This is a genomic window from Planctomycetota bacterium, assembly GCA_018242585.1.
Taxonomy (GTDB): Bacteria; Planctomycetota; Planctomycetia; order Pirellulales; family PNKZ01; genus JAFEBQ01.
This window is the reverse complement of record JAFEBQ010000019.1, coordinates 20,088-32,269: the sequence shown is the minus strand read 5'-3', so window position 1 is coordinate 32,269 and position 12,182 is coordinate 20,088. Positions and strand designations below refer to the sequence as shown.

9 protein-coding genes are annotated in these 12,182 nt (G+C 63.4%); 5 read left to right on the top strand and 4 right to left on the bottom strand.

Features of this window, described 5'->3' with window-relative positions; genetic code table 11:
• Window positions 1–92: 92 nt before the first annotated feature.
• Entirely contained in the window at window positions 93–1,379 is a 1,287-nt protein-coding gene (locus JSS27_09920) for a polysaccharide biosynthesis/export family protein (GenBank protein MBS0209260.1), read from the top strand.
• Window positions 1,380–1,481: 102 nt separating this feature from the next.
• Here the strand turns inward: JSS27_09920 and JSS27_09915 are convergent, their stop codons facing one another.
• The 3 genes from JSS27_09915 to JSS27_09905 all read right to left on the bottom strand — a co-directional run bounded on the left by JSS27_09915 (window position 1,482) and on the right by JSS27_09905 (window position 4,694).
• Window positions 1,482–2,018 carry a transposase gene (locus JSS27_09915; GenBank protein ID MBS0209259.1) on the bottom strand — a complete coding sequence of 179 codons (537 nt, stop codon included), beginning with the start codon at window positions 2,016–2,018 and terminating at the stop codon, window positions 1,482–1,484.
• A 176-nt stretch (window positions 2,019–2,194) separates the two neighbouring features.
• On the bottom strand, window positions 2,195–3,505 hold the full coding sequence (locus JSS27_09910; protein ID MBS0209258.1) for a hypothetical protein: 1,311 nt from the start codon (window positions 3,503–3,505) through the stop codon (window positions 2,195–2,197).
• 118 nt (window positions 3,506–3,623) lie between these two features.
• A complete protein-coding gene (locus JSS27_09905) occupies window positions 3,624–4,694 on the bottom strand; it encodes a membrane dipeptidase (protein ID MBS0209257.1) in 1,071 nt (356 codons plus the stop codon).
• 444 nt (window positions 4,695–5,138) lie between these two features.
• Between JSS27_09905 and JSS27_09900 the strand changes: the two genes are divergently transcribed.
• The 3 genes from JSS27_09900 (at window position 5,139) to JSS27_09890 (ending at window position 8,696) form a co-directional block, all read left to right on the top strand.
• Window positions 5,139–6,119, top strand: a complete 981-nt coding sequence (locus JSS27_09900) for a DUF1573 domain-containing protein (protein MBS0209256.1) — start codon at window positions 5,139–5,141, stop codon at window positions 6,117–6,119.
• A gap of 228 nt (window positions 6,120–6,347) precedes the next feature.
• Window positions 6,348–7,682, top strand: a complete 1,335-nt coding sequence (locus tag JSS27_09895; GenBank protein MBS0209255.1) for a hypothetical protein — start codon at window positions 6,348–6,350, stop codon at window positions 7,680–7,682.
• A gap of 222 nt (window positions 7,683–7,904) precedes the next feature.
• The gene (locus tag JSS27_09890) at window positions 7,905–8,696 is read left to right on the top strand and encodes an alpha/beta fold hydrolase (GenBank protein ID MBS0209254.1); all 792 of its coding nucleotides are present in this window, start codon (window positions 7,905–7,907) and stop codon (window positions 8,694–8,696) included.
• A gap of 61 nt (window positions 8,697–8,757) precedes the next feature.
• Here JSS27_09890 and JSS27_09885 read toward each other — a convergent pair whose 3' ends face one another.
• Window positions 8,758–9,585 (bottom strand): hypothetical protein, encoded by an 828-nt coding sequence (locus JSS27_09885; protein MBS0209253.1) that lies wholly within the window; start codon window positions 9,583–9,585, stop codon window positions 8,758–8,760.
• A 393-nt stretch (window positions 9,586–9,978) separates the two neighbouring features.
• Between JSS27_09885 and JSS27_09880 the strand changes: the two genes are divergently transcribed.
• Entirely contained in the window at window positions 9,979–12,177 is a 2,199-nt protein-coding gene (locus JSS27_09880; protein ID MBS0209252.1) for an alpha-amylase/alpha-mannosidase, read from the top strand.
• Window positions 12,178–12,182: the final 5 nt, after the last annotated feature.

Below are 12,182 nucleotides of genomic sequence, written 5' to 3'. Positions count from 1 at the left end.
CCATCAACCTACCAAGCCGGCGGCTCTGCCGCCCTGGTTCGGCGGCGGAGCCGCCGGCTTGGCAATCGGGCATGCGCCGTGCAGAGCAAACTATGACGATGAAGCTGTTGAACACCAAGTCGCGCTGGTTGCTGTGGACGCTCTCCTGCTTTGCGCTGGGGGGGCTCGTGACGCTGGGCTTGCCAGCGGACGAAGCGCCGATGGTCGAACCCGCGGAGGTTGTCAGCGCGACGACGTCGGCGACCGAACCAACCGACGACGTGCGACAATCATTGGCCGACGCGGGCATTGTCTTGTGCCAGCATTTGTCGCCGGCTGCGCCGTATCCGATTCGGGCTATCGACACGACGACGGCCGCGCCGCAGCCAGCCGGTTGGGGACTGTCTCAACCATTCGACTGGCAACCGTACGCGCAAGGCGAATACGTCGGCCACGCCCGCAGCCCGCATGTCTGTGAATATCGCTTGCGGGCCGATGACTTGCTCGAATGCGTGTTCCGCGTGACCCGCGACGAGCAGTCGCAGCCCTATCGCTTGAACGTGGGTGATGAGATCAAGGTCGAGTCGCTGACCGATCCGACGTTGAACCGCGAGAACCTGATCGTTCAGCCCGACGGCACGATCACATTGCCGCTGGTGGGGCAAGTGAAGGCCACACGGCTGACGGTCACCGAATTGCGCGAGGTGATCGACGACGCCTACCAGCACTATTACAAGAGCCCGTCGATCACGGTCACCCCGCTCAAGGTGAATACCAAGCTCGAAGATCTGCGCGCCACGGTCGACAAGCGGCAAGGCTTCGGCGGCCAGTCGCGCGAAGCCCGGGTCACGCCCGAGGGGACCATCGCCCTGCCGGCCGTGGGGAATGTGCCAGCCCAGGGATTGACGCTGGGCGAGTTGAAGCGCGAGCTCGACGAACGGTACGCCGTCGAGGTCGAGGGGCTCGAGGTGACGCCGGTGCTGCTGCAACGCGCGCCCCGCTATGTGTATGTCTTGGGCGAGGTGCGGACGCCGGGGCGGTACACCCTGGAAGGGCCGACGACCGTCATGCAGTCGATCAGCATGGCCGGCGGTTGGAACGTCGGCGGCAACTTGCGGCAAGTGATCATCTTTCGCCGTGGCGACGATTGGCGGCTGCTGGCCACGATGCTCGACATTCGCGGCGCGGTTTATGCCCGGACGCCTTGCCCGGCCGATGAGGTCTGGATCAACGACTCGGACATCGTGGTGGTGCCGAAGTCGCCGTTGTTGGTGTTCGACGACTGGGCGCAAATTATTTTCCAGCACGGCATCTACCGCGTATTTCCGTTCACCACGAGCATGAACTTCGGGTTCTACAACACGCTGCCCGGCGCGGCCGCCGTGACGGCCGGTTCCTAGGCGCGAGTGGCGTGTGGTGTCGTTTCGACGGGAGCCGATGGGCGCCTTGGGGTAGCACCGGTTGCTTGCAACCGGTGTGGCGCAGCCACAAGAGGCATCGTGTCATTCGAGCCAACTGATCGGCACACCCACGGTACGTTGCTGTTCGTACCAGCGCGCCGAACTCCACGGCCAGTCGACGGTTCGCTCGACGAGTCCCGCGCGAACCGGATTCATGTGCATATATTCCAGCTTCTCGCGCAGCTTGGCCTCCTGCTCGATTTCGAACGAATGATACTTCGCTTGCCAGAAACGATCTCCTTCGCCGAACTCTCGACAGTATTCCGGTGCGTGCTCTCGATACCACTCGCGAATCTTGAAACTCGACATTCGTTTCCAACCGTGCATGAACTGTGTGAGGGGCCGAGAGTTTGAGATTCTCACGATGGCATGCACATGATCCGGCATAATCACGAAGCCGGCGCATTGAGCGCTGAACGCGGTGAGTTGGTGATTGAGGATGCCGAGGACAAATCGCTTGGGAACGTCGTGATCGAGAAGTCGTCTCCGGCGGTAGACGGTAAACGTCAAGAAGTGCGCGTAGTGCGGACTGTCGATGATGCGGCGCTGGTTTCGATTCGTATCAGGTTCACGATTCATGCCGTGACCACTGCCTCTTGTCGCTGGCGCGATACCGGTTGCAAGCAACCGGTGCTACCCAATAAGGGTCGCGCCTCAGGCTGAGTTGGTACTCCAATGGTTTGTGGACCCTCATCCGGCCTTCGGCCACCTTCTCCCCGAGGGAGAAGGGTCGAGGCGCGCTCTATCCCATCGTCTCAACGGCCGGCGAGTTGCGTGCGCCAGACGTTCGACAAGTAGCGGCAGCCGTGGGCCAGGCCACCCAAGAGAAAGACGTGGGCCGCGCACCAGGCCCCGGCCCAGCGCCGCACGGCGAACAGATCGAGCGGCATCGACGCGCCGCGGTAGCCGATGAACAGCCCCACGCCGACGGCATAGAGAATGGCGCTGACCACGCACAATAGCGCCGCCACGCGCAGCGCGCGCCAGTGCTGTAGCGTGACCAGCCAGGTGCCGCAAAAGACCTGGGCCACGCTGAGGGCCATCGTGTATTGCGCCCAGGTGGGAATCAGCTCGCCGCGCGATTCGAACAAGGCCAGCACCACCCCCACGATGCCGACCACCGCCAGCCCGCCGGCCAGCCAGTACAAGATCATCAACAAGTCGGCCGAGGGACGCATCGCGGTTGCTACTGCCAGGGACGGCACCGGCTGGAACCAGCGATCGCGACTCACGGGGGGCGAGGGCGGGGGCTCGTGCCTCGGCGGGGCATGGTCGACATAGATCGCCGGCCGCCGCATGCCGCCACTCGACGACTTTCGCCGCGTGCCAATCGACGCATACTCCGCTTCCAACGCCGCGGTTCGATCGGGCTTCTCCGGCTCGGGGCCCACGCCGTAAGTGTCGTATGGCGTGAACTCCTGGCCGGGAATGCGCGGTGTCGCTTCCCCAACGGAGGCCGCGGGGCGCTCGAACGCCTCGTACACACTGCTGCCGTGCGGTTGCTTCGGCGGTTGCGGAGCGCTCGCCTCCGGCGGCGTGGCAGGTGGCGATGGCGCGCTCTGGGCTGGCAACTCTCCCGCGTCGTCGAAACTCGGCGGCAGGCCGTCATCGACCGGCAGTCGCCGCGCGGATGTCGGTGACCGGGCCGGAGCGGTCGGCACCGGCGGTGTGGCGGCTTCCTCGGCCATGGCCGACGCGGCCAGGTCTTCGATCGACGGCGGGGCGGCGCTCGGCGCGGGCGGACGAGTCGCCGGGCGGGGTGGTGCGTCGGCATCGGCGTCCGGCGGCGGCGCTTGGCCAGCGGTGGACGCCCCGGCCCCCAGCCCCAACTCCTCGGCCACGGCGTCGGCAAACCGCTCTTGCTTGGCCGTGGCTGGCGGGTCGGCCATCGTCTTGTAAGTGACCTTCACTGGCTGGCCAGCGGTCGATTTCTTGCGCTGCGCCAGAGGATCGGGCACCGGCACGTAGAGCTTCTGGTGACAGAGGGGGCAGCGCCCTTTCTTACCCGCCCGAGCGCGAGGAACGATCAGTCGATGTCCCAGCGGGCAGAAGAAGCGAATGGGCATGGCAGAAGCGCGGCAAGTACGACAGGAACTTCCCCAAGGGGCAAGGCCCTCAGGCTTGTTTCAGACGACATCATCTATCGTAACGTCGCCGGTCGGCTCGACGGTAACGAAATCCCGCCTACGATCGCCAGGCTTCGCGCAAGAACCGCAGGAAGTTGCCGTGCATGACCGCCGCCACGTCCTCGGGCGAGTAACCCCGGCGGGCCAGCATGTCGGGTATCCGCGCCAGATCGGCGATCGAATCCATGTCCTGGGGGCATTGCTCGCGGCCAAAGCCGCCGTCCAGGTCCGAGCCAATGCCAATGTGCCGCGCATTGCCCGCCAGTTGGCAGATATGGTCCATGTGGTCGACGATCCGTTCGATCTTCAAACCCGACTGCTCGGGACGCGTTTTGCCGATCGTCCAGTCGGGGGTCATCATCCAGGCGTCAAAGACCGCGCCAAACACGCAGCCGCGCCCGATCAGCTCTTTTAACTGCTCGTCGCTGAATTGCCGATTGCCCGGCACCAGCGCGCGACAGTTCTGGTGGCTGGCCCAGACCGGGCCGTCCCAGACCTTGATCGCTTCCCAGAAGCTGTCATCGCACAAGTGAGTGGCGTCGAGAATAATGTTCAGCTCGCGCATCACGTCGAGCAGTTCCTTGCCGCGCGGACCAAGCCCGCCGGTGGCATGGGTTCCCTGGGCATAACGGCCGGGGCCATAGTGAGCCGGGCCGACGGCGCGCAAACCCTGGGCGTGGGCCCGCTCCAAGTGGCGCGGCGTCAGGATCGAGTCGGCCCCTTCCAGGCTGAGAATGTAGCCAATCGGGGCATCGGCGGGCGGGTCGTTACTCCACAGCTCGACCATCCGGTCGAGGCCGCGCCGATCGACAATCGGGAACATCTGGCCGGCTTCTTCCATGGCCCGGTACCAGGCCAACTGCCCTTGGGTTTGCGACCAGGCGATCTCGGGACTGTTCCAGCCCAGCAGCTTGCCGCCGGGGGGCACATAGCGGGCAATTTGCGTGGCCACGCAGATGCCAATCTGGCCGCGGCGCATCTCGCCCAACGAAACCACGCCGGCGCCCCGGTCGGGCTTGTCCTTGAGCGACGCTTCGCGGGCGCGAATGTCGGCCAGCGGTTGTGTAAGGTCACGGTTCCATTCCAGGGCGTTCATGCTCAGGTCAAGGTGGGCGTCGAAGGTCAGCATAAGAAGTTGCTTGTGGCTAGTTGCTGGTTGCTAGAAGGGGGAAAGAGGGGCTAGGGCTAGGGCTAGGGAGGATGTTAGCGATTGGTTTGTGTTCGCGCTATTTTGAAACCTTCTTTTCAATTCTCAGTCTCTTCTCCGTGCAGACCTCCGCGTCTCCGTGCCTCCGTGGCTAACCTGCCGACGCTTCTGAGAATGCCGATCATAACGGCTGGCCAGTCGGTCGCAAAATCGACATTTTTCCGCGCCTCTTTTGACCTGGCGTCTATAATTCCTAGGCGTTGGTTCTCTGCAAGTTTGCGGCACTCCCTTTCCGGTCTGCCTGGCGGTCGTTACGACGGCCCAGCCGCCCGGGAGCCGAGCGCTCGCCGAAACGCAAACTTCCCCCGAACCAACGGCCAGCTCTCGCACGTGCTTTCGAGTTGTTGGTAATTAGGGGAAACGATCATGCGGCGCATTCTGCTGGTGGTGGCGATCAGCCTGTTGGCCTCGACGGCCTCGGCCCAAAAATGGGCCAAGGAAATGTTTGAAGCCACTTCGCACGACTTTGGCACGGTGGCGGCGAACTCGAAAACCGAGTTCCGCTTCACCTTCAACAATCCTTACCGCGACCCGATTCACATCACGGGCGTGCGGACCAGTTGCGGCTGTACCACGCCAACCGTGGTGAAGAACGACGTCAAGTTCGATGAACAGGGTGAGATTCTCGCCCACTTCAACACCGACCGCTTCACCGGCAAGCGCGGCGCCACATTGACCGTGACGATCGACAAGCCGCAATACGCCGAGGTGCAACTGCGAATCGACGGCGTCATCCGCACCGACATCTCGATCAACCCAGGCGTGGTTAACTTTGGCAGCGTCGATCGGGGCGCGTTGGTCGAGCGAACCGTGACGGTCGATTACCACGGCTCGTCGGCCTGGAAGATCAACGAAGTCAGGGTCAACAGCCCGTACCTCGACGCCAAGCTGGTCGAAGGGGACAAGAAATCTCGCCAGAGCCAACTGCAGGTCTCGCTCAAGCCGGACGCTCCGGTCGGCTATCTGCGTGACGAAATCACGTTGCTGACCAGCGACCCCGGCACGCCGCAGATCGGTCTGATGGTCGAAGGGCGCGTGGTGGCCGAGTTGACCGCGAACCCGGCGAACCTGATCCTGGGGGCCGTGCCGATGGGCCAGAAGGTGACCAAGCAGTTCGTCCTGCAAGCCAAGAAGCCGTTCAAGATCACCAAGATCGCCTGCGACGACCCGTCGCTACAGACCACGGTCTCGGACGAAGCCAAGACCTGGCAGATGGTGGCCATCACGTTCGTGGCCAACGAAGCCGGGCAGATCGACCGCAAGCTCCACGTCGAGACCGACCTGGGCCAGGGGGCGTCGATCGACGTGCCGGTTCACGTCGAAGTGGTCGGCCTGGCCAAGAAATAGGACTCGCTCAAAATACCCTGCCTCGCGGCGGATGATCGCTTTAGTTGTCGTCACGACACGAAGCCCCCGGTGACAACGCCGGGGGCTTATTTTTTGCGCGCGGTAGGTACACTGGAACCTATGGCACTCCAAGCCGCTCGAAACTTACGCCTCGCCCCGACTCAGACCCGTAGGTCAGGCCTTGGCCTGACACGATTGTGGCTGGCGACCTCAATTCATTGCACAGCAATGTCAGGCCAAGGCCTGACCTACGGCTGGTTGCTGCTCGTTACGCTTGTCATGGGCTTTGCCACGGCCGACCTGCGGGCCTCGCCGCCGGCGGCCACTAGCGCCCGGCTGATCGGCCCCATCGACGAAAACCAAGTGTCCGCCGCCGGCATCCGCCGCGTGGTGAAGGGCCGGCTCACGCTCTATACCGATCTGCCGCCGAGTGGCGAACTCGACGAGCTGCACGCCCTGATCGATCGGGCCTACGACGCCTGGTGCGCTTACTTTCAGGTTCCGGCCCAGCCCGAGGCCGACTGGCACATGCGGGCGTTCCTGATGAGCGATCGGGCGCGCTTTCGCCGCGCCGGCGTGTTGCCCCCCGAATCGGTCGTCTTTCGCCACGGGTATGCCTGGGGGACGACCGTTTGGCTCGACGAACAACCGTCGGAGTACTATCGGCGACACCTGCTGCTGCACGAGGGGACGCACGCCTTCATGCTCTCGCGGCTCAAGAGTTGCGGCCCGCCGTGGCTGGCCGAAGGGATGGCCGAGCTGCTGGCTACGCACCGTTGGGAAAATGGCCGGCTGGTGCTGGGTATCATGCCCCGTTCGCGTGACGAGACGCCGCAGCTTGGTCGGATCAAGCAAGTGCGCGACGAGACCGCGGCCGGTCGCCGCCCGACTTTGGAACAAGTGATGAACTACGACATCCGCGCGCCGTGGGACAACGACCGGTACGCCTGGTCGTGGGCGTTTTGCGCGCTGCTGGAGGGGATGCCGCGCTATCGGGCCACGCTTCATTCGTTGTTCCCTCGGCTCGAAGCCAAAGACGTCGATGGGCTGTTCCGCGCCGAGCTGAAAAGCGGCTGGTCCGAGTTGCACGACGACTGGGCCGAGTTCACCTCGCAAATCGAACACGGCTACGACATCGAGCGCGCGGCCATTCAATTCGCACCGGGCGCGCCATTGCCGCGCGAGGGGAAGACCGTCGAGATGACGAGCGACCGGGGCTGGCAAAGCGCGCGAATCACGCTGCAATCGGGGCAGCGCTACCGGCTGGAAGCGGCGGGGCAGTTCACGATTGTCGGCGGCGCCACGCCGTGGACCAGCGAGGCGAATGGCGTGTCGATTCGCTATCATGCCGGACAGCTGCTCGGCAAGTTGCTGGCGGTAGTTCGTCCGGACGAGCCAGCCGCCGAGCGCGCCAGCCCGTTCAGCGCGCCCCTGCCGCTCGGGTCGCATGGAACGCTCAGCCCGACAGTGACGGGAACATTGTACCTGAAGCTGAACGACGCCCCGTCCGAGCGCGCCGACAACCGGGGCAGCATCCGCGTGCGAGTGATCGAAGCGAACTGACGCCTTGAGGTTTCATCCTAGCGCATTTTTTCACCGCAAAGACGCAAAGGGCGCAAAGGAAATACCAGGGAAATTAAACGCAGAGAGCGCGGAGCATCGCAGGGAATCCAAGTTCGCTCTATACCGCTCCGCGATCCTCTGCGCTCTCTGCGATTCAAATAGTCTGCTTTGCGCCCTTTGCGTCTTTGCGGTTCAAATCTTTTGAGTGCGACGGAGCTATCCATGCTTAAAATTGTCACCCTCAACGACGCCACGCTCGCCTACTACGACGCCGGCCAGGGACCGCCGATGCTGTTCCTGCACGGCTTCCCGTTGGATCACACGATGTGGCGCGGGCAGCTCGACGCCTTGGCCGACAAGTTTCGCGTCATCGCACCCGACCTGCGCGGCTTTGGCCGCAGCAGCGTCACGCCGGGCACGGTCACGATGGCCCAGCACGCCGCCGATTGCTCGGCGCTGCTGTTCGCCTTGGGAATCGGCAATGCCGCTGTCTGTGCATTGTCGATGGGTGGCTATGTCGCCTGGCAATTACTCAGGCAACGACGATGGCGCGTCGAGCGGCTGATCCTCTGCGACACTCGCGCCGTCGCCGACACGCCCGAGGGGGCCGCGGGGCGTCACAAGATGGCCGATCAGGTGCTGCGCGAAGGTTCGCGCGTGGCGGCGATGTTGATGTTGCCCAAGTTATTCGCCGAGCGAACCGCGCGCGACCAACCGGCCGTGATCGACCAGACGCGCGAAACGATGCTGGCGAATCAGCCCGAGGGGATTGCCGCGTCGCAGCGGGGCATGGCCGAGCGCGAGGACGCGCGCCCGCTGCTGGCAACGATCAATAAGCCGACGCTGTTGATCGTGGGGCAAGAAGATCAGATCTCGACGGTCGAGGAAATGACCGGCATGGCCGCGGCCATTCCGGGGGCCGAACTGTTCGTCGTGCCGGGAGCCGGGCACATGGCGCCCCTGGAAGCCCCAGCCGCGGTGAACGCAAAGATTCGCGCGTTCATGACGTCTTAACCCTTCTCCCCGGGGGAGAAGAGCTCAAGCAATCTCGCGCGCGATGGATGTCCAATAGCGCTCAATACGGCGCTTTGATCGGCGTGAACGTCAGGTCGCGGAAATCGGCAAGTTCGCGTTGTATGCCTAGCCCCGCTTGGGTGACTGTCGCAGCGAACAGTCTTCCGTCAGCGGCCCAGACGACTCGCTCTTTGTCCCGTTCCGCCCATTCCCACCGCGGACATGGTAGTACGGCATTCGTTGCCGCATTCACCACCTCGTGCTCGTCCCAGTAGCAGCCCCTGCCCGGTGCGCGGTGATGCTGAGCGTGAGCCAGCTTCCGCAGCATCCAGCCGTGTGGCAACTTCTTCTCGAAGCGGTGGATTTGGTCGCCCCCGTCACGAAGGCGAATCTCCTCGGTCTGCGTCCAGCCGTCACGGAGCAACCGAGGATAGTAAACGCCCAAACATTCCGCCCCGTATCTGCCGGCAGGAAAATAGTTCGCGTCACGCAGCACTTCAGGGGAATCATGGAGCGTGGTGTATCCCTGTCCATTCAGCCAATAGGTTCTCGGCGCTATCCACAGCCCGCCGCCTTGCCAGCAATCACCCTTGGGGAACATGGCGATGGCCTTGAGATACGGCGCGCGTGAGATGGCGCTCCAAGAGCCGCGCGATTCGCTGTGCCACTTGCCGTTCATGGCGAAATAAAGCAGGTACTTTCCGTCGGCAGACAGATCGCATCGACGCTCGAAGATCTTTCCCTTCAGCCACTGACCAAGCTGAAACTCATCGGTCGTGCGATTCCAACCGATGGTCGCGACACATTTCGACGGTCCGCGCCGAATGACCAGTCCGACGTCAGCGTCGCTGGCCAAAAGGACATGAATCCGCGGCGGGAAGCTTGGCATGGGGCGTATTCACAAAGCTAGTTTGATTTGCTTGGCGGCTTTCTTTGCGCGGGGCCAAACGAGATTGACGCGGGACCCTCATCCGGCCTTCGGCCACCTTCTCCCCGGGGGAGAAGGGTTTGTGCAGCGTCGCGCGTGATGGATGCGCTCTCTCGCCCCGGTTCGTGATTTCATTCATGCGTGACGAAAACCAGCACGCTGCTCACAACGTGCCCAGTGCCGTTGCGCACAACGAGTTAGCGCGCGGGGCGCTTTATGGGTTCCCTATCCCCATCGATTAGGCCATAATCTGCCCTATCGGCGCCCGCAACGCACGCCAGCGCGTTGAACTTTTCTTCTTCCTTATCTTAACTATTCGCGCCGTCGCCCCACACCGAGGGAGCGTTATCGCCTATGCACGACGTCTCGCTGGCGCTGGTTTGGCATCAACACCAGCCCTATTACCCCGACGACATTGGCCACGAAAACCCCATGCCCTGGGTGCGCCTGCACGCCACCAAGGACTACTGGGGCATGGCCATGCAGTTGAAGGAAGTCCCCGAGTTTCACGCCACGATCAACCTGGTTCCCAGCTTGCTGGTCCAGTTGCTCGGCTATCTGAAGCACGGGCACGAAGACGAACACCTACGGGTCAGCCGGCTGCCGGCCGACGGGCTGGCCGAGAACGATCTGCACTTCCTGCTCGATAACTTCTTCATGGTCCACCCGGACCACATGATCCGCCCCTACCCGCGGTACAACGAGCTGTACCAGATGCGCGGTATTGGCGTCGATCCGGCCCACCGGGCGGCCAAGCGGTTCACCAAGCGCGACGTGCTGGACCTGCAATGCTGGTCGAACCTGACCTGGATTCACCCGATTGCGTTTGAAATCGACCCCGATCTGGCCGAGTTTCGCGCCCGCGGCAAGCACTACACCGAAGCCGACAAGCAATGGCTCTTGAAGAAGCAGATGGAGCTGATGGCCCAGGTCATCCCGCTGCATCGCGAGCTGGCCGAGCGCGGACAGGTCGAGCTGACAACCACGCCGTTCTATCACCCGATCTCGCCATTGTTGCTGGATAAGCGTTTGGCGCGACAGGCGATGCCCCACGTCCAGTTGCCCAAGCACCTGGACGGCTATCCGGCCGATCTGGAGTTCCACCTGCAAGAGGCCGTCAAGTTCCACGAGGAGTTGTTCGGCATCAAGCCGCGCGGCATGTGGCCCAGCGAAGGCTCAGTCTGTCAGGCGATGATCCCGGCCGTGGCCTCGGCGGGCATCGAATGGATCGCGACTGACGAAGAGATTCTCAGTTGCTCGACCGACGGCTGGGTCTCGCGCGATGGCCAGGGCTTCCTGCGCCATCCCGAAATGTTGTACCGTCCGTGGCGCGCCGAGGAGCGCGGTCACGACGTGCAAATGGTCTTTCGTGATCACGCCATGAGCGACCAAATTGGCTTCCACTACCAGCGCTACCAGCCGCAGCACGCCGTGGATGACTTTATCGGCAAGCTCGAGGCGATCGGCCGCGCCACCACCGCCAACGCCGGCCAGCGGCCGTCGCTGGTCAGCATCATTCTCGACGGCGAAAACTGCTGGGAGTATTACTCGGACGGCGGGCGCGAATTCCTGCGCAGCTTGTACCAGCGCGTGGCGTCGCACCCGCGCATCAAGTCGACCCGCGTGGGGGATTACGTCCGCAAACACCCGGCCACCGATCGCATTGGCAACTTGTTCGCCGGTAGCTGGATTTCGCACAATTTCGGCATCTGGATCGGGCATCCCGAGTGCAACCAGGCCTGGGACTATGTGTCCGAGACGCGCCAGGCGCTGACCACCGCCCAGCGCAAGAAGTCGGCTCCGCCCGAGCAGCTTGAGAAGGCATGGCGCGAGCTGTACATCGCCGAGGGGAGCGATTGGTTCTGGTGGTTCGGCGACAGTCATTCGAGCGCGCAAGACGCCGTGTTCGACCGGCTGTTCCGCAAGCACCTGCAAAACGTCTACCAATTGATCGGCCAGGAATGTCCGCCCGAGTTGATGCGCCCGATCAGCCAGTCGCACCAGCACGCCCAGCCCTATACCCAGCCGACGAGTCTGCTGAACGTGAAGCTCGACGGACGGCGGACCTACTTCGAGTGGATCAACGCCGGTCAGTTCATCGCCGGCGGTTCGCGGGGGTCGATGAGCATGGTGCAAGAAGGGCGTGTGGCGGGCATCTGGTTCGGGTTCGACGAAACTCACCTGTTCCTGCGGATCGACACGCGCAACGGGCCGGCGCGCGAACGATTGGCCGAGGTCGACGCCCTGCGGATCAGCTTTGTTCGCCCCGAGTCGATTGAAATCGTTGTCGAACAGCCCTGCCAGCCGGAACCGCGAATGCGACTGTTCCGCAAGGGAACGGCCGCCGGTGACGGCGGGGCCCGGGCGGCCTGTGATCAAATCTTGGAAATCAGCGTTCCCTTGCGGGCGCTGCGGGCGACGACCGACGAACCGATTCACCTGCGTTTGGACCTAGAGCAGAAAGAATCGTCGGTCGAGCGCGTCCCGGCCGAAGGAGCCATCGAGACAGTGGTTCCCTCGCCGGAGTTTGAATTAATGATGTGGCAAGCGTGAACAAG

Coding starts and splice junctions, on each gene's coding strand:
- JSS27_09920 (MBS0209260.1), top strand. CDS start 93: ATGACGATGAAGCTGTTGAACACCAAGTCGCGCTGGTTGCTGTGGACG.
- JSS27_09915 (MBS0209259.1), bottom strand. CDS start 2,018: ATGAATCGTGAACCTGATACGAATCGAAACCAGCGCCGCATCATCGAC.
- JSS27_09910 (MBS0209258.1), bottom strand. CDS start 3,505: ATGCCCATTCGCTTCTTCTGCCCGCTGGGACATCGACTGATCGTTCCT.
- JSS27_09905 (MBS0209257.1), bottom strand. CDS start 4,694: ATGCTGACCTTCGACGCCCACCTTGACCTGAGCATGAACGCCCTGGAA.
- JSS27_09900 (MBS0209256.1), top strand. CDS start 5,139: ATGCGGCGCATTCTGCTGGTGGTGGCGATCAGCCTGTTGGCCTCGACG.
- JSS27_09895 (MBS0209255.1), top strand. CDS start 6,348: ATGTCAGGCCAAGGCCTGACCTACGGCTGGTTGCTGCTCGTTACGCTT.
- JSS27_09890 (MBS0209254.1), top strand. CDS start 7,905: ATGCTTAAAATTGTCACCCTCAACGACGCCACGCTCGCCTACTACGAC.
- JSS27_09885 (MBS0209253.1), bottom strand. CDS start 9,585: ATGCCAAGCTTCCCGCCGCGGATTCATGTCCTTTTGGCCAGCGACGCT.
- JSS27_09880 (MBS0209252.1), top strand. CDS start 9,979: ATGCACGACGTCTCGCTGGCGCTGGTTTGGCATCAACACCAGCCCTAT.